Genomic DNA, 20,241 nt, shown 5'->3' with positions numbered 1-20,241 from the left:
TTGATATTAGTCAAAAGAATATAGATAAAAACCTACTTATTTAGTATGATATTTTAAATTAGGATTGTAAGGTATTAAATATGAAAAAAATAATTATTGTTGGTGGTGGTGCAGGTGGATTAGAGTTGGCAACTAATCTTGGTGATAAGCTAGGTAAAAATAAACAAGCTGAAATAACGCTGATCGATAAAAATAGTTACCACATTTGGAAACCACTACTGCATGAAGTTGCAACAGGTGCTATGTATGAACAAGTTGATAACATCTTCTTTTCTGAACAAGCAAAGCAACATCATTTTGAGTTTACTCAAGGTACTTTTACCAATATTGATCGTGAGAATAAGCAAGTTCTGATCAATGATACAAATGATAATCATATTTCCCTATCGTATGATATTTTGGTTATAGCAGTAGGTAGTACTTCGAATGATTTTGGTACGCCTGGTGTTAAAGAACATTGTATATTTTTAGATGATCAAAATGCCGCTATTCGCCTACGTGAAATACTGCTATCAAAATTCATAAATTTCTGTTCAACGCTCGATAAAGACGCTGACACTAAAGGGGAAAAACTTCGCATTGCTATTGTTGGTGGTGGCGCAACAGGTGTCGAGTTAGCCTCTGAACTACCTCATATGGTTGAAACGTTTGGCGTATGTCGAAAAAACAAAATGTGTGCTGATTTCTTAGATGTATCCGTTATTGAAGCAACCAATCGTATCTTACCAGCATTACCCGAAAAAACGGCATTAAGCATTACTAAAACCCTTGAAAAACGCGGTATTCATGTCTTAACGAATACCATGATTACTAAGGCCGAAAGTGATGGATTCTATCCTAAAGAAGGGGAAACCATTAAAGCCGATATTATGATTTGGACTGCTGGCGTTAAAGCACCTGATTATCTGAAAGACATAGCTGGTTTAGAATCAAGTCGTTCAAATCAATTAGTCGTTAAACCGACATTACAAACTACACGAGACGATAATATCTTTGTTATTGGTGATAGTGCTTATGCGATGCAAGATAGCGGACGAGCCTCTCCACCCACAGCACAAGCAGCTAATCAAATGGCAAAAATTTGCGCTCGAAATATCGTTAGTCTGATTAACAATCAAGCCATGAAGTCATTTGTCTATACCGATAAAGGAACCATTATTTCTTTACATGACACCGCCCAAGGCGTGGTTAAGTTGATTGGCAATAAAGAAATGAGTGTTAAAGGTTGGTTTGCGTTAATGATCCATCGATTATTATATCGTATGCATCAAGCTAGTTTATTGGGTATCTTTAAAACCATCCGTTTTGCTCGTGATTGCAAAGCTAAATATAAAAGTAAATTTGCGTCTATTTTTAGTCAGCAAGATTAATTATTAACCGAAAAATAAACAACAGCTACTTGATAATAAATAATCTTCAGTAGCTGTTTTTTTATATAAGATATTTAGACAGTACTTTTCAACTCAATTCAAAATATAACTATATGAATAATAGAAAAATATGCGATTTACTTTGATTTTTATATTGTTATTTTCCTGTTTTATCTGTGAAGCAAATTATCAGCCAAAAGATGGCGATATTATTTTTCAATCGTCTCAATCCAGTCAAAGTAAAGCCGTTGAACAAGCAACAAATTCGCCCTATAGCCATATGGGAATCATTTTTATACAAAATGGTAAACCTTATGTATTTGAAGCTGGGAGTAAAGTCGCTTATACACCTTTAACAAGCTTTATTGAAAGAGGAAAAAATAGATATTATGTAATCAAACGTCTCAAAGATCATAATTTATCTGTTAAGGAAACCAATAAATTAAAGCTAGTTGCAAAAACTTTTGAAAATAAACCTTATGATATCTGGTTTGGTTGGAATGACAATTATATCTATTGTTCTGAATTAGTTTGGAAAATTTATAATAGAGCACTTAACTTAAAAATTGGTCAATTACAAAATATCAAAGATTTCAACCTTTCATCTGCCGCAGTAAAACAAAAATTAAAAGCGCGTTATGGCGATAAAATCCCTTTTCAAGAAACCGTTATTTCGCCTGTCGCTATGTTTAATTCACCGTTATTAATAACAGTAGACCAACATTGGTCGCCTTAGGTAAGTAATAACTTTTTAACTGGAGCAAAACTTTTACGATATAGATGATTGATACCGTGCAGCTCAATTGCCATTAAATGATCCTTAGTGGGATATCCTTTATGTTTTGCCAGTCCATATTGGGGATACAATTTGTCTAATTCTACCATTTCACGATCACGCGTCAGTTTTGCTAAAATCGACGCAGCACTAATCTCTGCCACCAGTAAATCGCCTTTGACAACGGCTTGTGTTTGAATACCAAATTCAGGGCAACGATTACCGTCGACTAAAACAAAATCAGGTTGGATCGCAAGTCCAGTCACCGCTCGTTGCATAGCTAACATGGTAGCATGCAAAATATTTAATTTGTCAATTTCCTCAACCGAAGCTCTTGCAATACACCAAGCTAATGCATTTTCTTTGATGATATCAAAAAATTGTTCACGTTTTTTTTCGGAAAGTTTTTTAGAGTCAGTTAATCCTTTGATTGGTTTATTAGGATCTAAAATAACAGCTGCAGTCACAACATCACCACAAAGCGGTCCCCGCCCAACTTCATCAACTCCAGCAATTAAGGTGGCATCAGGATAACTAAATTCTAACAACAAGGTGAATCCTCTAATACATCAAGTACAGCTTGAGCTGCTTGTTCATCAGCGTGACAACGAATTTGCTGATGTAATGATAAAAATGTTTTTTTAAGTTCACTATTATCCCCTTCTAAAAAAGGAATAATATGATTAGCGATATTTTCAGGGGTACAGTCTTGCTGTAATAACTCGGGTACAATTTCTTTACCAGCTAAAATATTGGGTAATGAAACATAAGGGGTTGTAACTAATTTTTTGGCTAACCAGAAAGTGAATGGCTTCATTTTATAACCCACCACCATTGGACATTTGGCTAGCATGCATTCTAGTGCTACTGTTCCGGATGCCAAAATCGCAGCATCACTGGCAATCATTGCTTCACGGGCATGACCATCTAATAGTTGAACTTTCAGTTCTGGTGCTATTTGCGTTTTAATCTGCTCAAATTCTTGTCGTCTTTTTTCATTGACTAAAGGTACGACTATATGCAAATCAGGGTAACGATCACGTAAAAGCTGAGCTGCTTGTAAAAAAGGGGCAGACAATAAGGTGACTTCCGCATGACGACTTCCCGGCAATATTGCTAAACACCGACCATTGAGCGGAATGCCTAATTGTTGACGCATTGCGACTTGGTCAGGCATTAATGGCACATCATCTGCCATTTTGTGACCAATAAAACGACAAGGGACATTAAACTTATCATAAAACGCTTTTTCAAAAGGTAAAAAAGCTAATATGAGATTAGTATTACGTTTAATTTTGAAAACACGTTTTTGCTTCCAAGCCCATACCGAAGGACTCACATAATGAATTGTTTTAATCCCTGCTCGCTTTAACTTACCTTCTAAGGAAAGATTAAAATCAGGCGCATCAATTCCTATAAAAATGTCGGGTTTTAATTCAATTAAACGCTTAGTAATATCACGACGTATTGCTAAAATACGACGTAATTTTCCCAACACTTCTACAATCCCCATAACAGAAAGCTCATCCATTTCATACCAAGCTTGACACCCTTCAGCTTGCATTAAAGGCCCTGCAATACCAACAAATCGAATATTAGGATGATACTTTTTGAGAGAACGAATCAATCCAGCGCCCAGAATGTCGCCAGATGTTTCACCGGCGACTAGAGCAATGGTTAATGATTTATTCGTATCTGTCTGGCTTGTGATTGGTTGACTAGTCATTAACGAATGATGCCACGTGTTGAACGTGCAAAAAAATCATTGAATAATTTGACTTCAGGATATTGATTTGCAATAGCCTCAATTTCTGCTTTCGCTTCGTCTAACGATAGCCCATTTCGATAAAGAATTTTGTAACTATTGCGGATAGCTTGCAAAGCTTCTTTACTGAATCCACGACGTTTTAGACCTTCGTAATTCACGCCATGTGGTGTGGCATGATTTCCTTGTGCTATCACATAAGGTGGGACATCTTGCGCAACGCCTGAACAACCACCAACCATAACATGTGATCCAATGACACAAAATTGATGTACCGCAGTCATACCACCAATGATAACATGATCATCTAACTGAACATGTCCGCCAAGTGTTGCATTATTTGCCAAAATACAATGATTACCAATTTGACAATCATGTGCAACATGCGCATTAATCATTAGTAAATTATCACTGCCAATTTTGGTAATTCCGCCACCTTGAACAGTACCGCGATGAATAGTCGCGCTTTCGCGAATCATATTGCGATCACCAATTTCAGTGCGAGTTGGTTCGCCTCGATATTTTAAATCTTGGTTAACTTCACCAATCGATACAAATTGAAATATCTGGTTATCTTTACCAATTTTAGTGTGGCCATTGATGACTACATGTGATTTTAAAAAAGTCCCTTCACCAATTTCAACATTTTCACCAATAAAGCAAAAAGGACCAATTTTAACATTGTTACCAATTTTGGCGCCTTTTTCTATCACTGAACTTGGATGTATTTCCGTTGCCATAGCATTTCCTTCATACTGTTTTTGGGATATTTAGACAAATCAATACTATTTACGAGCACACATCATCTCGGCTTCGCAAACTAACTTTCCATCAACAGTTGCTACACCATGGAACAATGCAATTCCACGACGCTCTTTAATATATTCCACATCCAGTACAATCTGATCACCAGGCACAACAGGTCGTTTAAAACGAGCTTTATCAATAGATGCAAAATAGTACAATTGTCCGGGTGATAATTCTTCAATACTTTTAAAAGCTAAAATACCCGTTGCTTGGGCCATCGCTTCTAAAATTAAAACACCGGGGAAAATGGGTTTATTAGGAAAATGTCCCTGAAAAAAAGGCTCATTGACCGTTACATTTTTGATTGCTTTTAGCGTTTTCCCTTTTTCATAACTAATCACACGATCAACCATTAAAAAAGGATATCGATGTGGTAATAAACTAATAATTTCTTCGATATCAAGGGTATTAAGTTCGGTAGTCAAAATAGCTATCCTTATATATTAATATAAACTTTTTACATTATAACTGAGGATGCCACTTGCACTCAAGAATGATTTAATCATCAAGAAAGGATTAATGACAATGTTAATGATTTGTTAAGGCAAATTTTTTACTAATAATGGTTTGTAAATACTGTATTATCTAATATCAAATAAGTTATAATATTAATAATAATAAAAAAATTTCAATATGGAGAATTAAAATGAAGTTATTTTTAAGAATGACGCTTATCAGTAGCGCAATTGTGTTAGCTTTAACTGGATGTGATACCCAAAGTAATCCGACGGATAAGCAAACAACTACCCATGCTGAACAAACTATCACGTCGGCAGAACAATCAGCCAATCCGAATAAAGTGACATTAACTACTCAAACACAAAAAGATTCTTATGCATTAGGTTCTTCATTTGCGTCTTCTTTAAAAGAAAGCGAAATTGATATCGATCCTGACTATATTATCAGCGGACTCACTGAAACATTTAACAGTAAATCACAATTATCAAATGATGAAACTGACGCTATTTTAAGTGCTATTCGTCAACGTGTGATGGAAAAAGCCAAAGCGCGTTTTGAAAAAGAAAAAGCAGAAAATATTGAAGCAGGTTCGAAATTCCGTTCAGAATTTGCTAAACAAAGTGGTGTAAAACAAACTAAGTCGGGCTTACTTTATCAAATAATTAATCAAGGTTCTTCTCATCATCCAACAAAAGATAGTAACGTTATTGTTCATTATGAAGGTAAACTCGTTGACGGACGTAAATTTGATAGTTCATATGATCGTGGTGAAACCGTTAGCTTTAAACTTGATGAAGTAATTAAAGGTTGGGCTGAAGGAATTCAATTAATTGGAGTAGGTGGTAAAATCAAATTAGTCATTCCACCAGAATTAGCATATGGTAGTCAATATTATCCAGCTCAAGGAGACAAAGCAGCGATTTTACCAGAATCAACTTTAGTTTTTGAAATTTCGCTATTGGGCATTGATGGAGATAACAATGGGAACAATCAACAATCTTCATTTAAGCAAATAAGATAAATAAATTGATTACTTCATTGAAATATACACTCGTTGTTTTGGGTCCTGCTTATGGGACCCAATCTGCTTATTGTGCGTATCAATTTGCACAAGCCTTATTGTTAAATACATCTCACACCATAAAAAATATCTTTTTTTACGCTGATGGTGTTTATAATGGTAATCGATATACCGACCCTGCCAATGATGAATTTGATTTAGTCAGCGCTTGGCAAGAATTAGCAAAAAAATATGATCTACCCTTAACAATTTGTGTTGCAGCTTCGCTAAGACGTGGAATAACCGAAGAAAATATTGCCGATTATTTTCAATTAACCGGTTTAGGTGAGCTAACTGAATCAATCACTTTATCAGATCGTGTTATTCAATTTTAAATATGACGGTTAATGATATGAAGAAAATTGCCATTATTATTCATTCTTCCCCTCATGGTAGTGCCAAAGGTCGAGAAGCACTTGATTTGGCTTTAGCATTATCTGCTTTAAATCATATTACGGTCATTTTTACCGATAAAGGCATTTTTCATTTATTACCTGAACAGCAACCCGATCTCATTTTGATGCGTGACTATATCGCCACATTCAATATGCTTGAACTTTATGATATTGAAGATGTTTATGTGAGTGAGTCAGCATTAAAATCGCATAATCTTTCTGATTTCACCTTTAATATTACCACTAAAGTGATTAACCATTACGATTTAAATCAATTGCTTGATGAGCAAGATGTCATTTTAACATTCTAATTTAATATTAAATTTTTAATCTGCTTCATTATTAAAAATTGTTTCGCCCACATCATCCTTTCAATTAAGATTAATCTAGTCTGATTAACATTAGACTAAGCCATATTTAGAAACGCAATAACTGATTATCAAATCAAACACAACGGAAAGAAATAAGAATATCGAAGGGTAATAAGTAATCAAGAAAAATAAAAAACCGCCTTATTTTGTCGTTAAGTATGACGAATAAGGCGGATTAATTAATAGTCATAGTTTAAGTTGTTATCGTTTAAACTAATTTTTTCATTTGATCTGCAATCTTTTCAGCTTGTTGACCTACAACAATTTGCACACCTGTTTTACCTAGTTTAATCACAGCCATTGCACCTAATGCTTTAGCGGCTGCTTCATCAACTAAATCAGAATCTTTCACACTCAAACGTAATCGAGTGATACAAGAATCAATATTGGTCAGGTTTTCTTTACCGCCAACAATAGCTAAATATTGTTCAGCAAGCGCTGTGGTATCAGCTGTCGTTTGCGCTGGTTTAGCGGTATCAGTTGTCGATGATTGTGCCGCACTGTCTTCATCTTCACGACCTGGGGTTTTAAGGTTAAATTTAACAATGATAAAGCGGAACGCAACATAGTAAACCACAAAGAACACTAAACCTTGAAGAATGAGCATATACCAATGCACTGCAAGAGGATTTCCAGATTGCAGTAACATATCGATTAAACCGGCACTGAAACCAAATCCACATATCCATTGCATCGTTGCAGCAATAAAGAGTGAAATGCCTGTTAAAATTGCATGAATAACATAAAGTACTGGTGCAACAAACATGAACGCAAATTCAAGCGGTTCTGTAATTCCCGTAAAGAATGCTGCAAAAGAAGCTGCTAACATAATTGATGCGGTTTTATCTTTATTGCCTTTTTTCGCTGTGTGATACATGGCTAAAGCAGCACCTGGTAAACCAAACATCATAATTGGGAAGAATCCTGCTTGATAACGTCCAGTAATACCTACAACAGCTTTACCAGAATCTATCGCACTTTGACCAGCCAAGAAATTTGGAATATCGTTAATGTTAGCAACATCAAACCAAAATACTGAGTTAAGAGCATGATGTAAACCAACTGGAATTAATATACGGTTAAAGAAGCCATACACCCCTGCACCTGCTGCACCTAAATTCTTAATCGATTCACCAAATTTTACTAATGCTTCAAAAATAATTGGCCAGATAAAATAAAAGATGACAGAGATAAGTAGCATCACGATAGAAACAATAATCGGAACAAGTCGTTTGCCACTAAAAAAAGCTAACGCTTTATGTAACTCAACCGTACTAAATTTGTTATAGAGTTCAGCAGAGATAATACCCACTAAAATACCAATAAATTGGTTATTGATTTTCGCAAATGCAGGAGATATTTGCGTTTGCCAACCATCAACACTGGTATCAACACCTTCAAAAAGTGCAATTGAATTTGGCGATAATAATGTTGTAATAATCAAAAATCCGACCAACCCAGAAAGTGCAGCTGCACCGTCTTTGTCTTTGGACATACCATATGCAACACCAATAGCAAATAAAATTGGCATGTTATCAATGATAGCGCCACCAGATTTTATTAAAAATGTTGCCGCAATACTATTTGCACCCCATTCAACGCTATTGATCCAATATCCTATCCCTAGAAGTATTGCTGCAGCAGGTAGAACTGCAACTGGCACCATTAATGAGCGCCCAATACGTTGCATATAAGCTAAAATTCCCATAAGTTTAACCTCTTATATTTATTTAAACTATATCTGAACATGATGATTTGTTATGCATCTTCAGATATCAGTAAACGATCCATTCTATTTCATATTATATTATTTTACTTCGCAAATTAATTATTCAATATATGTGATTTTTATCACGCTTTTTTTTGATTAATTGCTCTAATATAGTAAAATACAGTCAACATATTTTACTTCAAAAAAAAAGAAGTGGTTCTAATTATATCAGAAAAGGTGGTATCGAATGAGGCTTATTCCTTTAGAAAATGCTCAAGAAGTGGGCGCTTGGGTTGCACAACGTATTGTGAATAAAATTAACCAATTTAAACCGACAGCGGATCGTCCGTTTTTGTTAGGCTTACCAACCGGTAGCTCGCCATTAGTGATGTATCAACAACTGATCAAACACTACCAAGCAGGTGATGTTAGCTTTAAACATGTGGTAACGTTTAATATGGATGAATACGTTGGTATTCCTGAAGATCATCCTCAAAGTTATCATACTTTTATGCATGAAAACTTTTTTAACCATATTGATATCGATAAAAACAATATCCATATATTAAATGGTAATGCAACCGATATTGCTCAAGAGTGCCGTCAATATGAAGAAAAAATCAAATCTTATGGCAAAATCAATATCTTTGTTGGTGGTGTTGGTCAAGATGGGCATATTGCTTTTAATGAACCGGGCTCGTCACTTTGCTCACGCACGCGTATTAAAACCTTAACTGAAGATACGCGTATTGCCAATTCACGTTTCTTTGATAATGATGTGAATCAAGTTCCAAAGCACGCACTAACTATTGGTGTCGCCACATTAATGGATGCACAAGAAGTGATTTTATTAGTCTGTGGTCATAACAAAAGTTTAGCATTACAAGCCGGCGTTGAAGGTTCAATTAATCATTTATGGACAGTATCCGCATTACAAATGCACCCAGCATCTATTATTGTTTGTGATGAACCAAGCACTGATGACCTTAAAGTAAAAACATTAAAATATTTCAAACAAATGGAAGCAGACAATCTTAACGTGACCATTTTATAAAGGATAACTCAATGTATGCATTAACAAATTGTCGTATTTATACCGGTTATGAGATTCTTGAAAATCATGCTGTTATTATCGACGGTGATAAAATTGACAAAATTTGTAAACAAGATAATTTACCCGACAATATCAAAATTGAAGATCTACAAGGAGCGATCGTTGCGCCTGGATTTATTGATATTCAAGTCAATGGATGTGGCGGTGTGCAATTTAATGAGACACTCGACGCATTAAATGTTGAAACATTAGAAGCGATGCAAGCTACCAACCTTATTTATGGTTGTACGAGCTATTTACCGACTTTAATCACATCAACAGATGAATTTATGATAAAAGCGGTCGCGGTCATGCGTGAATATTTAGCTCGACATCCTAATCAAGCATTAGGCTTACATCTTGAAGGTCCTTATATTAGTCCTGAAAAGAAAGGGATTCATGACGAAAACATTATTCGTTTACCTTCACAAAAAATGATTGATTTCTTATGTGAAAATGCTGATGTGATTAAAATCATTACTCTTGCGCCAGAAAGAGTTGAAAGCCATTTTATTAAACAATTAGTTAATGCAGGAATTCATGTTTCTGTCGGTCACTCCAATGGTCATTACGATGACTGTCGTCGTGGCTTTAATGATGGAATTCGATTAGGCACTCATCTATTTAATGCTATGCCTTATATTTCAGGACGTGAGCCAGGCGTAGTTGGTGCAATATATGATGAACCAGAAGTATATGTTGGTATTATTGCCGATGGACATCATGTAAGTTGGGCAAACATTCGCAATAGCCATAAAATTAAGAAAGATCATTTAATTTTAATTACAGATGCAATGTTGTTAGCCGGTTCTGATTTGTCTTCTGCTGTTTTTGCAGGTAAAACCATTTATTATAAAGATGGGCTATGTGTTGACGATAAAGGCACGCTTGGTGGCTCTGCATTAACCATGATTGATGCAGTTAAAAATGCTGTTGAATATGTGGGTATTGCATTAGATGAAGCCTTAAGAATGGCGACACTTTACCCAGCTAAAGCAATCGGTGTGGATAAACAACTTGGTAGCATTAGTGAAGGTAAAATTGCCAACTTAGTTGTTTTTAATCGAGACTTTACGATAACTAAAACGGTTGTTAATGGAGAAATCACCCGTTAGAATGTCAGATAATTAATGATTATTGAGACAACATATGACATTTAATTATCTGAATTTAGTTGGAAATGCTGAACTAATTAAACAATTAAATTATGCTATGATTTATCGTTTAATTGTTCAGCAAGCTCCCATTTCTCGTATCCAGTTAGCCGAAATCAGTCATTTAGCCCCAGCCAGCATTACCAAAATTACCCGACAGCTACTTAAGAATAAACTTATAAAAGAAGTTGATGCCCAGCAATCAACTGGCGGAAGACCAGCTGTTTCCATTCAAGCCAAGTTTGATTATTATCAAGCCATTGCTATTCAATTAAGTCGTTCGCATGTCACCATTGAACTCTATGATCTTGGAGCAAACAGCTTAGTTTCTGAAGTGTATCCTCTTACCGTTTTTATACAGCAACAAGCACAAGAATATTTGATTACATTAATTGAACAATTTATTCAAAAAAATAGTAAAAAGATTAAGCATCTTATTGCTATATCGGTGGTTCTACCTGGATTGATTGATTCTGTAAGAGGAATTGTTCGATATACACCTCATATTCAAGTTAAAGCATGGCCTTTAGCCGATATATTGCAGAAACAATTTAATGTTTCTATTTTTTTAGGTAATGATATCCAAAGTCTAGCATTAGCCGAAAATTATTTTGGTTCTACGCAAGATGTCGATGATTCAATATTGATTCGTGTTCATCGTGGTGTCGGATCAGGTGTTATTGTCAATCAACAATTACTGACTAACCATAATCAAAGTGCTTGCGAAGTGGGACATATTCAAGTCGATGCGTTAGGTGAACGCTGTCATTGTGGTAATTTTGGTTGTTTGGAAAACCGAGTTGTTAATGATGCCATTGAACGACGAGCAAAACAGATGATTGATCAAGGTTATACGACTAAATTAACAAAAGATTGTTGTGATATCGTCAACATTTGCCAATTAGCCAATCAAGGGGATGAGCTTGCCATTAAGTTAGTCAAAGATGCAGGCGAAAATCTAGGTCGAGCAGTAGCTATTATGGTCAATATTTTTAACCCACAACGAATTGTATTAGCAGGTGAACTCACCAAAGCGACAGAAATACTTTTAGATACAGTAACTAGCGCTTTAAACTCACTGAGTTTAGAAGATTTAAGAAAGAATCTTTCAATCAACTGCTCTTCACTCAATGACCGCTCGGCAATTGGTGCATTTGCTTTAGTGCAACAAGCGTTATTTAATGGATCACTTTTGATGATTTTGCTCGAACATGATGTAGCATAAATAACTTTTTAAGTTCAAAAACAGCCCGAAAAAATCGAGCTGTTTTATCATGCCATCGATTAACCATTATGCTAAGATGCGTAACATCCTTCGTAACGGTTCTGCGGCCCCCCACAATAACTGATCCCCAACGGTAAATGCTGATAAATAGTCTTTACCCATATTTAGTTTACGCAAACGACCAACAGGAGTGGTTAATGTACCAGTAACGGCTGCTGGGGTTAACTCTCTCATTGATAATTCTCGATCATTGGGTATCACTTTTACCCAATCATTATGTGCAGCAAGTAATTTTTCAATTTCCGGCACGCTAATGTCTTTTTTCAGCTTGATGGTAAATGCCTGACTATGACAGCGCAAAGCACCAATACGAATACATAGTCCATCTACAGGAATAATTTGATTGGTACCTAATATTTTGTTGGTTTCAGCTTGCCCTTTCCACTCTTCTTTACTTTGTCCATTATCCAATGCTTTATCGATCCAAGGAATTAAACTCCCAGCAAGTGGTACACCAAAATTATCGGTTGGCAAACTTCCATCACGCATTTTTTGGGTTACTTTACGTTCAATCTCTAAAATTGAAGAGTGAGGATCTTGTAGTTCTTTGGCAACTTCGGCATTTAACATCCCCATTTGCGTTAAAAGTTCACGCATATGGCGAGCACCACCACCAGAAGCCGCTTGATAAGTTGATACCGACACCCAATCAATCAAATTTTCAGCAAATAAGCCACCCAGTGACATTAACATTAAACTGACTGTGCAATTCCCGCCGACAAACGTTTTAATACCTTTGTCCAATGCTGTTTGAATATTCGCTTTATTGACAGGATCTAATACGATAATGGCGTCATCTTCCATACGCAATGTAGATGCGGCATCAATCCAATATCCTTGCCACCCCGAAGCACGTAATTTTGCATAAATTTCGGAAGTATAATCTCCACCTTGACAAGTCACGATAATATCTAACGCCTTTAATGCTTCAATATTATCAGCATTTTGCAATGTTCCTGTTTTACCGCCAAAACTAGGTGCAGCTTGCCCTGCTTGTGAAGTCGAAAAGAAAATAGGATTAATATAATCAAAATCGTGTTCTTCAACCATACGTTGCATCAGAACCGACCCCACCATTCCACGCCATCCAACAAAACCAACATTTTTCATATTTTATTTCCAAAAGTAGATGTTATACCAAGAGACTTTTTTACTATTAAAGCAAAATATCATCATAAAACAAGCAAGATAAGAATTATTTTTGTAGGTTATAAAATAATAACATGGCGTTATATTTAACTCGTTTTTAGAACTCAATATTTCGTTTAAAATAATGGTGTTTTTATTGCTAATAAGAAAAAACTAATGACGTTACAAATATAATTTTAGTTATCTGTTTTCCAAAAAAAGAATGTCATCATATATAAAAAGTTATCCATAAAATGTCCACCATACTTATCGGTAATAATAAAAACCCTTTCATCTTGTTGACGCTTTATATCATTAAGTCTTGCTGCAAATTTAGCACTTTGCCATGGTGAAACGCGATCATCTTGTAATCCTACCGACACCATGACATTAGGATATTCAACACCTTCTTTTAAATTAAGATAGGCATCAATATTAATTAAATTTTCTAACTCGTGTTTTTTAAAAGGTGAACCAAATTCCTCAAAATTAGCCCTTCCTATTGGAATTTTATCTAATCGACTCATATTCAACATGCCAACCTTAACTGATGCAGCAGCAAAAAGATCCGGACGCTTTATTAATGCCATACCTATAACAATACCGCCAGCACTATTTCCACTTATCACCAATTTAGAGGGTTGAGTATAATGATAATGAATTAAGTATTCAGCGCATTTTATAAAATCATTAATTGAATTTTGTTTTTTATAACCTGTACCATCATAATGCCATTTCGGACCTAATTCCCCCCCGCCTCTCACATGAGCTATGGCAATTATGCCACCTTTTTCAAGCCATATTAAACGTGAAGCATCATAATTGGGGAATTCACTTTCACCATAGGCACCATACACTGTTAACCAAGTTGGTGCACTACTATCAAATTTCATTCCTTTTTTATAAATGAGTGTTAATGGAATGAGTATTCCATCATTTGATTTAACCCATTTTTGTTCAGATTCATATTCTGAAAATAAAGCATGATCTGAATTTAAAATTTTAGAATCTTCAATTAACTGATTATTCGGATGATAACGAAATATTTTTGGTGGGCTAGTCCAACTTTGTTGCGTAAATAAAATCTCATCTTGATCTGAATTCGTAAATATAGCCGTTACTTCATTATTATTTGAAATAGGAATCGATTTAATATTATGAATATCTGAAAAAGGAATAGACACAAATTTTAATTGCTCAGAATCATGATAGGTGAGATAAATTGCATCTTTATTGGCGACAAAATTCGTTAATTCTCCATTTTGCCATTCAATAATTTTTTCTTCTGATTGATTGATATCATTAAGATTAACCCGAAAAATACTATAGCCTGAATAATGATTATATTTAGCCAAATATAACCAATCATCTTTTACCAAAAAATCCGTAACATTCTCTTTTCTATCGATAATTTTCTTCCAACTAACATTATTTTTATTAAGGTTCTCTCGAGGTAATTTGTATAAATCAAGATTATAGCCTGATAATGAAGATGAAGAGCAAGCAATCGCCCAATTCGAAGAAAGTGATAAAGATGTATTTTGATCTGTTCTGGCGTTATAGTTCGACAGCTGATCTTTACCAAAAATTACGATATCTTTTTTTGTATCAGAATCTAAGTGATGTAAATAAATTTCTTCGATTCCAGCTTTTATATTATTGGCTTTAAATAAATTATTTCTATGGTAGAAAAAAGATAAATTATCCTCCGCCCACAATAAATTTGTGTCAGTAATGCCCGATAAGTTATCTGGAAGATGTGTTCGAGTTTTTAAATTAAACACTTTTATTGTAGAAACATTCGAACCATTTTCAGAAATACTATAAGCAATATATTGCCCATCATAAGAAGGATAGTAATCATAGATACCGTAACCAACAGGAGGATCAATCAATAGTGTTTCTTTACCAAAACGATTTTTCACAAAGAGACGATTATAAGGATGCTGAGCTGTTTGTTTAAAATAAAAAGTGTTATTACCTTGTAATCTAATATAAAAAATTACTGGTTCAGCTCCATATTCAGTTAATTCTTCAAGTCGTTTTTTAATCGAAGCAAACCAATCCAACTTTTCAAGAATATTGACTGAACGATCGGATTCAGATAATAACCAATTATGCATTTTTTCTTGCTCAGTTTCCATCCAATTATAAGTATCATATTTTTCTAAATCCATAAGACCTTTTTTGATTGAACATGAAATAACACTTGATGATAATAAAAAAAATAAAATAATTAATGCGTTTTTTTTAAGTAACATTCAATGTTGTCTACCCCATTAAGCTATATTAAATATCTTAAACATCTAAACATAACCTTCAAAGATTGATGATTAATTTAGTTTAATGATTCTATCTACTGAAACTATTGTTGTTTCTTTGCGAGTGATGATACCTCTTGTTATATCGAAATTTTCAATAACTTTATTAGCATAAAGCTCGCTATCATTATCCAATGCACGACTAGCATCATCCAAGATGATAATATTTGGTTTGTAATAAAGAGCAAGAGCTCTTGCTAAAAAAATGCGTTGTTTATTCCTCCTAATAAACCTTCTCCAATCTTTATCTATTATTTCATAATAACCACATATATATTTTCTTATGGAATTAACAAAACTTATGATTATTTATAAGACTAAATATCACTATAATTGAGCTTTCTAGTCATTATTTGATTTAAAATTCCTCATCTTGAATATTATTGTTACTAATTGAAATTAAATTATATCGCTCAATACCTTGTACTGATGATTCGATGACTTCTGGCAATAAATCAATTAGATCATTTTTATCCGTTCTAAGCATAAATGTGGTTAATAGCATTGGAATATTAACGCCAGTGATAATTTCCATCATCGGGTAATTTGGGATCAGTTTAACAAGAGTATTAAAAGGCGTACCGCCTTTTAAATCGACTAAGCATAAAATGGCTGATCCCGATTTAGTTAACATTGCTAACTTTTGTTCAATTTGCTGTTGAAAATCATCTAGCGATTGTCCCATTAAAAAGGAAACGGCTTCACATTGAGTTTGCTTACCACATATCATTTCAGCCGTTTCAATTAAACTGTTAGCCATTGTGCCGTGAGTACTTACTAATACTGCAATCATGCACGACTCCTTTTAGTAATCTAAGCAACGATAATAACGACGGATTGACATTGGATGACGATTGAGATGTTCGACATAAGCATCAATTCGGTTATTAATAGCACGAAAAACAAATGGAGATAAGTGCCCCCGATATTTTTCCGAAATACCCGGCAATTCATAATCTTTAGTATCGATTATGGTGTAATTAGCACAGATTTGTGGTAAAAATCTAGCTACTCTTTCACTAAGTGAGCGCTGACTATCTTCACCAACGTAAACAGTAACAGCCGTATCCCTGTCTATAATTTCTAATGTTCCATGAAAAAATTCAGCAGATTCGATTGATTTTGAACGTAACCAATGCTGTTCTTCCCAATAACACATAGCATGTGAATAAGTTGCTCCCCATTGATTACCCGCTCCAACAAAGTAATGCATAGCGTCATCGTGATGTTTTTGCGCAACGTCTTGTCCAAAGGCATCGGCTTTTTTGGCAACAGCAACAATGTTTTTGGCAAAGTGCTGATCCATTTGTTGATAAAATTCATCATAGTCTGGAAATTCACCGGCTAAATACATCAGTCTGTCTGCGGTCATAAAGAATTTTAACTGTTCATTCATCGGATAAGAAATAACGTGATCTACCATTTTGCCTAATGGTGAATCAGCATTATCTAAAAAGGCTAATACCGTTGAGCCGACTTCTTTTTGAATTTTATCGATAGCCTCAACGACTTCTTGTGTTGAGCCAGTCACGGAGGAGATGATTATTAAAGAATCTTTGGTTATTCGCTTATTGCCAGTTACCAAATATTCCGCAGCATGTTGCACAAAAGTTTCTAGTGCAGATTTTTCTTTCATATGAACGACGGCTTGCATTGATGAAGCATAAGTGCCACCAATGCCTAACCAACAGATATTACGATAACCTCGTTCATGAATCTGATCAATAAACTGATTAATAAACGGACGTAATTTTAATGCGCCATTCATACTGTTAAGCTCTTTTTGTTCGTCAAATTTTCTCATACGGTGACCCTCTTAATTTTGGATTTAGTGATTTCATCAAATTCTGGATAAGTTGATTTTTCTAGATTATGACCCTTTAACTGGGATAGTTGGTAACTGAGTAGATGAATAGGAATAGTCATAAATAATGATGTTAATAATTCATCACAATGGATATCAAAGTTTAGATCATGCTCAGTAATAGAATGCGAGTGCTGTGCATATAGGGTTATTACCTGTTTTACATAACGATTCAAAAAGGTTTTTAATGCTACGGCTCTTGCTTCTAATAATCCTTTTGGTTCAATAAATATGATGTAATCATCAGGATGTAAGCCGAGATAAGGGCCATGCATGTACTCTTCCAACTCTTTTCCGAACGCCGTGTTACGAACCGTTTCGGTGAATTTAGTTTCTCCTTCACGGGCGACACCATAAGTTGCCCCATAGCCAATAAAAATCACTCGTTTAGCGTGATTAAATTGTCTGAGATGATGATATACCCATGATTGTGATTGTAGGATAACTTGTGGCAATGATGTCGTAATATCCTGTATTTGTTTAAGATAACTTTCAAATTGTTGCTTATCCAAACACCCTGTTTTTTGACCAATAATTAACGCAATCAACATTAAATCAAGAATAATGACACTATAGCCAGCACTGACATAGGGCATTTCTTCAACAGGCATCCCCATTGATAAAACATGATTGCTGATGTTATATATCGGACTGTTAGAATTGCTAGTGAGGGTATAAATAGTTCGATTTTCTTTAATAAATTGTTCAACCAAATGAATGGTAGAATAGCTTTCCCCACCTTGTGATATGGCAAAATAGAGCGTATTAGCGTCATTATAGTGTAAGTAGTTTGCTGCCATGGAAGGATCTTCAATATAAACAGGGATTTTTAATATTTTACTCATCAATGGTCTGGCACCATAAGCGGCGTTGGCACTCGATCCTGTAGCAAAAATGACAATCGATTGAAGTGACTTTTCAGTATTTAAATCTATCTGATCAGCAAATAACGATTGATAATGATCTAATATGCTTTGATAAAATTCTGGCTCTAAGGCGACATAGTCTGCGATACTTTTCATTTTTATTTCCTAATTATCCCAATAATCCACTCCATGCCCCTAAAATCCCGATTGCGGCAATAAGTAGAAGTATCCAATGCGCTTTGATCCCTTTTTTGACTAACATGAAGATGAATAACGTAAACATCAAAGGCAAAATTTGCGGTACAATTCCGTTAAAGATATCTTGTAGTGAGGCTGAATCATCGCCAGACCCAATTTTTAACGGCATATTTAATGTCACCATAGTAGCAACCATGGCGCCAACCACACATAGCCCTAACACTGATGCTCCATAAGATAACTTATCCATTAAACCTGTCTTTTGAACCTTTCCAATAAAAGATGCGCCAATGTTATAGCCTATAAGTAAACCAAAATAACGGGCTAAAATGGCAGGTACGTTAAAGATAAGTAAAAAAAGAAGTGGACCTAGAATATTACCTTCCAGTGCTAAAGAGGTACCAATACCTGTTGCAATAACGCGTAATGTTCCCCAAAAGAACGAATCCCCCAGACCACTTAAAGGCCCCATTAGTGCAATTTTGACATCATTGATAGCGCTTTTATCAAAATCACTATCGGTGGCATTTTGTTCTTCCATGGCAATACAAATACCTAGTGGAAAGGTGATTAACCATGGTGTGACGTTATAAAATTCTAAATGTCGTTGATAGGCATCAGTGAGTTCGATTTTATTATGACTGTAAATCTTATCTAAAGCTGGTCTCATCGCATAGGAATAGCCTAAGTTCATTTGTCGTTCATAATTCCATGACCATTCAGCGGTAAATGAACGCCAAAACGTTCTGGATAACTCCTTATTGGTTATTAGTTTAGAACTCTTCATTTTCATAATCGATCTCCTGTGCAACTACCGCATTTCCCATAGTGGTACTGAGTTTTTGCCCACTTTCTTCTGTAATCATCTTTTTGCCATTAAATGCCGAATAACCCGTTAAAATGAGCGCAAGACATCCCCCAAAGATTGCCACACCGGTAACGGGTACTTTCATATAAACGGCAAGTGCAAAACCAAAAATAAAGAAGGTAGCATTGGTCTTTTTAATCATGATTTTCATTAACATTGCAAATCCAAATGCCGGCAATAAACCAGTTGCAATACCTAGTCCCTCAATAATAAATTTAGGTATCATTTCCAATAGACCATTCACCGCAGAACTGCCAAATAGATAAGAAAGTCCTACGACTAAACCGATTGGCAGATTGATTGAAAAGAATCCACCTAATAAATTCATTCGATCCATACCTTTACCATTGCCTTCACTGGCGTATTTATCCGCTTTATGAACAAAGTAAGGAAGAATAAAAAGAAAACATAAGTTTTTAACCAATAAAACTAAAGAAGCAATAGGAATACCTAACGCCAAAGCAATTTCGGTACTTTTACCTGCCCCAATGGCGAACGCGGTACCCAATATACTGCCTGATATAATTTCGGGTGGAATAGAAGCGCCAATAGAAAACGAACCTACAAATGCGAGTTCTAATGTAGCACCAATAACAATACCTTGTGTGATGTCGCCCATGACTAAACCAGCTAAAGTACAAGTAACAAGTGGTCTGGATAACATTGATGAACCTAATAAGTATTCACCATTGGCTAACATCGCAATCAAAGCTAAAACAACAGCTGTTAATTCGATACTCATATTTTTGTC

At 35.1% G+C, this 20,241-nt stretch carries 20 protein-coding genes; 8 read left to right on the top strand and 12 right to left on the bottom strand.

Annotated elements, in window-relative coordinates; all coding sequences use genetic code 11:
• Window positions 1-80 precede the first annotated feature (80 nt).
• Together ACGH6P_RS06210 and ACGH6P_RS06205 are read left to right on the top strand one after the other, a co-directional pair.
• A complete protein-coding gene (locus tag ACGH6P_RS06210) occupies window positions 81-1,370 on the top strand; it encodes an NAD(P)/FAD-dependent oxidoreductase (protein ID WP_411596993.1) in 1,290 nt (429 codons plus the stop codon).
• A 130-nt stretch (window positions 1,371-1,500) separates the two neighbouring features.
• On the top strand, window positions 1,501-2,106 hold the full coding sequence (locus ACGH6P_RS06205; RefSeq protein WP_411596992.1) for a YiiX family permuted papain-like enzyme: 606 nt from the start codon (window positions 1,501-1,503) through the stop codon (window positions 2,104-2,106).
• Here the strand turns inward: ACGH6P_RS06205 and rnhB are convergent.
• The 4 genes from rnhB to fabZ are packed head-to-tail and all read right to left on the bottom strand — an operon-like array spanning window position 2,103 to window position 5,142.
• Window positions 2,103-2,693 (bottom strand): ribonuclease HII, encoded by a 591-nt coding sequence (gene rnhB / locus ACGH6P_RS06200; RefSeq protein ID WP_411597053.1) that lies wholly within the window; start codon window positions 2,691-2,693, stop codon window positions 2,103-2,105. The genes ACGH6P_RS06205 and rnhB overlap by 4 nt on opposite strands.
• Complete coding sequence (lpxB, locus tag ACGH6P_RS06195; RefSeq protein WP_411596991.1) at window positions 2,687-3,871, bottom strand: lipid-A-disaccharide synthase; 1,185 nt, start codon at window positions 3,869-3,871, stop codon at window positions 2,687-2,689. Before lpxB ends, rnhB begins: the two co-directional genes overlap by 7 nt.
• On the bottom strand, window positions 3,871-4,650 hold the full coding sequence (gene lpxA / locus ACGH6P_RS06190) for an acyl-ACP--UDP-N-acetylglucosamine O-acyltransferase (RefSeq protein ID WP_411596990.1): 780 nt from the start codon (window positions 4,648-4,650) through the stop codon (window positions 3,871-3,873). Before lpxA ends, lpxB begins: the two co-directional genes overlap by 1 nt.
• Before the next feature lie 45 nt (window positions 4,651-4,695).
• Window positions 4,696-5,142 carry a 3-hydroxyacyl-ACP dehydratase FabZ gene (fabZ, locus tag ACGH6P_RS06185; RefSeq protein WP_065558097.1) on the bottom strand — a complete coding sequence of 149 codons (447 nt, stop codon included), beginning with the start codon at window positions 5,140-5,142 and terminating at the stop codon, window positions 4,696-4,698.
• A 221-nt stretch (window positions 5,143-5,363) separates the two neighbouring features.
• Between fabZ and fkpA the strand changes: the two genes are divergently transcribed.
• From fkpA to tusC, 3 genes are read left to right on the top strand one after another with little or no spacing between them, the layout of a single operon-like run.
• Complete coding sequence (fkpA, locus tag ACGH6P_RS06180) at window positions 5,364-6,197, top strand: FKBP-type peptidyl-prolyl cis-trans isomerase (RefSeq protein ID WP_267349990.1); 834 nt, start codon at window positions 5,364-5,366, stop codon at window positions 6,195-6,197.
• 8 nt (window positions 6,198-6,205) lie between these two features.
• Window positions 6,206-6,571: a sulfurtransferase complex subunit TusD gene (gene tusD / locus ACGH6P_RS06175; RefSeq protein ID WP_411597052.1), complete on the top strand. Its 366-nt coding sequence runs from the start codon at window positions 6,206-6,208 to the stop codon at window positions 6,569-6,571.
• Window positions 6,572-6,588: 17 nt separating this feature from the next.
• The gene (gene tusC, locus ACGH6P_RS06170) at window positions 6,589-6,942 is read left to right on the top strand and encodes a sulfurtransferase complex subunit TusC (protein WP_267349992.1); all 354 of its coding nucleotides are present in this window, start codon (window positions 6,589-6,591) and stop codon (window positions 6,940-6,942) included.
• Window positions 6,943-7,210: 268 nt separating this feature from the next.
• Here tusC and nagE read toward each other — a convergent pair whose 3' ends face one another.
• Entirely contained in the window at window positions 7,211-8,710 is a 1,500-nt protein-coding gene (gene nagE / locus ACGH6P_RS06165) for an N-acetylglucosamine-specific PTS transporter subunit IIBC (protein ID WP_267360956.1), read from the bottom strand.
• A 250-nt stretch (window positions 8,711-8,960) separates the two neighbouring features.
• On the opposite strand from nagE, the gene nagB reads away from it, so the two are divergent.
• Genes nagB through ACGH6P_RS06150 form a run of 3 tightly spaced genes read left to right on the top strand, consistent with a single transcriptional unit; the run spans window position 8,961 to window position 12,185 of the window.
• Complete coding sequence (gene nagB, locus ACGH6P_RS06160; RefSeq protein WP_267349995.1) at window positions 8,961-9,767, top strand: glucosamine-6-phosphate deaminase; 807 nt, start codon at window positions 8,961-8,963, stop codon at window positions 9,765-9,767.
• An 11-nt stretch (window positions 9,768-9,778) separates the two neighbouring features.
• The gene (gene nagA / locus ACGH6P_RS06155) at window positions 9,779-10,921 is read left to right on the top strand and encodes an N-acetylglucosamine-6-phosphate deacetylase (RefSeq protein WP_411596989.1); all 1,143 of its coding nucleotides are present in this window, start codon (window positions 9,779-9,781) and stop codon (window positions 10,919-10,921) included.
• A gap of 34 nt (window positions 10,922-10,955) precedes the next feature.
• Window positions 10,956-12,185, top strand: coding sequence for an ROK family protein (locus ACGH6P_RS06150; protein ID WP_267360953.1), 1,230 nt, complete (start codon window positions 10,956-10,958; stop codon window positions 12,183-12,185).
• Between the two features lie 66 nt (window positions 12,186-12,251).
• Here ACGH6P_RS06150 and asd read toward each other — a convergent pair whose 3' ends face one another.
• The 7 genes from asd to ACGH6P_RS06115 all read right to left on the bottom strand — a co-directional run bounded on the left by asd (window position 12,252) and on the right by ACGH6P_RS06115 (window position 20,232).
• The gene (gene asd / locus ACGH6P_RS06145) at window positions 12,252-13,355 is read right to left on the bottom strand and encodes an aspartate-semialdehyde dehydrogenase (protein ID WP_267360951.1); all 1,104 of its coding nucleotides are present in this window, start codon (window positions 13,353-13,355) and stop codon (window positions 12,252-12,254) included.
• A 215-nt stretch (window positions 13,356-13,570) separates the two neighbouring features.
• Window positions 13,571-15,550, bottom strand: coding sequence for a prolyl oligopeptidase family serine peptidase (locus ACGH6P_RS06140; protein WP_411596988.1), 1,980 nt, complete (start codon window positions 15,548-15,550; stop codon window positions 13,571-13,573).
• Between the two features lie 502 nt (window positions 15,551-16,052).
• A complete protein-coding gene (locus tag ACGH6P_RS06135) occupies window positions 16,053-16,487 on the bottom strand; it encodes a PTS sugar transporter subunit IIA (RefSeq protein WP_411596987.1) in 435 nt (144 codons plus the stop codon).
• Window positions 16,488-16,499: 12 nt separating this feature from the next.
• The gene (locus tag ACGH6P_RS06130; RefSeq protein ID WP_411596986.1) at window positions 16,500-17,498 is read right to left on the bottom strand and encodes an SIS domain-containing protein; all 999 of its coding nucleotides are present in this window, start codon (window positions 17,496-17,498) and stop codon (window positions 16,500-16,502) included.
• Complete coding sequence (locus tag ACGH6P_RS06125) at window positions 17,495-18,580, bottom strand: SIS domain-containing protein (protein ID WP_411596985.1); 1,086 nt, start codon at window positions 18,578-18,580, stop codon at window positions 17,495-17,497. Before ACGH6P_RS06125 ends, ACGH6P_RS06130 begins: the two co-directional genes overlap by 4 nt.
• Before the next feature lie 13 nt (window positions 18,581-18,593).
• The gene (locus ACGH6P_RS06120; RefSeq protein ID WP_411596984.1) at window positions 18,594-19,415 is read right to left on the bottom strand and encodes a PTS system mannose/fructose/sorbose family transporter subunit IID; all 822 of its coding nucleotides are present in this window, start codon (window positions 19,413-19,415) and stop codon (window positions 18,594-18,596) included.
• Window positions 19,396-20,232 (bottom strand): PTS mannose/fructose/sorbose/N-acetylgalactosamine transporter subunit IIC, encoded by an 837-nt coding sequence (locus tag ACGH6P_RS06115; protein WP_294829508.1) that lies wholly within the window; start codon window positions 20,230-20,232, stop codon window positions 19,396-19,398. The genes ACGH6P_RS06120 and ACGH6P_RS06115 overlap by 20 nt, the downstream gene beginning before the upstream one ends.
• Window positions 20,233-20,241 lie beyond the last annotated feature (9 nt).

The sequence above is a fragment of the Gilliamella sp. CG25 genome (assembly GCF_046635705.1).
Lineage (GTDB): Bacteria > Pseudomonadota > Gammaproteobacteria > Enterobacterales > Orbaceae > Gilliamella > Gilliamella apicola_I.
The sequence above is the reverse complement of the archived record's forward strand: the minus strand, read 5'-3'. Positions and strand labels throughout refer to the sequence as shown.

Excerpts from the sequence above, each read along its gene's own strand:
- ACGH6P_RS06140 (WP_411596988.1), bottom strand. The coding sequence starts at position 15,550 with ATGGATTTAGAAAAATATGATACTTATAATTGGATGGAAACTGAGCAA.
- ACGH6P_RS06210 (WP_411596993.1), top strand. The coding sequence starts at position 81 with ATGAAAAAAATAATTATTGTTGGTGGTGGTGCAGGTGGATTAGAGTTG.
- lpxB (WP_411596991.1), bottom strand. The coding sequence starts at position 3,871 with ATGACTAGTCAACCAATCACAAGCCAGACAGATACGAATAAATCATTA.
- ACGH6P_RS06135 (WP_411596987.1), bottom strand. The coding sequence starts at position 16,487 with ATGATTGCAGTATTAGTAAGTACTCACGGCACAATGGCTAACAGTTTA.
- fkpA (WP_267349990.1), top strand. The coding sequence starts at position 5,364 with ATGAAGTTATTTTTAAGAATGACGCTTATCAGTAGCGCAATTGTGTTA.
- nagA (WP_411596989.1), top strand. The coding sequence starts at position 9,779 with ATGTATGCATTAACAAATTGTCGTATTTATACCGGTTATGAGATTCTT.
- nagB (WP_267349995.1), top strand. The coding sequence starts at position 8,961 with ATGAGGCTTATTCCTTTAGAAAATGCTCAAGAAGTGGGCGCTTGGGTT.
- nagE (WP_267360956.1), bottom strand. The coding sequence starts at position 8,710 with ATGGGAATTTTAGCTTATATGCAACGTATTGGGCGCTCATTAATGGTG.
- ACGH6P_RS06205 (WP_411596992.1), top strand. The coding sequence starts at position 1,501 with ATGCGATTTACTTTGATTTTTATATTGTTATTTTCCTGTTTTATCTGT.
- ACGH6P_RS06150 (WP_267360953.1), top strand. The coding sequence starts at position 10,956 with ATGACATTTAATTATCTGAATTTAGTTGGAAATGCTGAACTAATTAAA.
- ACGH6P_RS06120 (WP_411596984.1), bottom strand. The coding sequence starts at position 19,415 with ATGAAAATGAAGAGTTCTAAACTAATAACCAATAAGGAGTTATCCAGA.
- tusC (WP_267349992.1), top strand. The coding sequence starts at position 6,589 with ATGAAGAAAATTGCCATTATTATTCATTCTTCCCCTCATGGTAGTGCC.
- ACGH6P_RS06125 (WP_411596985.1), bottom strand. The coding sequence starts at position 18,580 with ATGAAAAGTATCGCAGACTATGTCGCCTTAGAGCCAGAATTTTATCAA.
- ACGH6P_RS06130 (WP_411596986.1), bottom strand. The coding sequence starts at position 17,498 with ATGAGAAAATTTGACGAACAAAAAGAGCTTAACAGTATGAATGGCGCA.
- asd (WP_267360951.1), bottom strand. The coding sequence starts at position 13,355 with ATGAAAAATGTTGGTTTTGTTGGATGGCGTGGAATGGTGGGGTCGGTT.
- ACGH6P_RS06115 (WP_294829508.1), bottom strand. The coding sequence starts at position 20,232 with ATGAGTATCGAATTAACAGCTGTTGTTTTAGCTTTGATTGCGATGTTA.
- lpxA (WP_411596990.1), bottom strand. The coding sequence starts at position 4,650 with ATGGCAACGGAAATACATCCAAGTTCAGTGATAGAAAAAGGCGCCAAA.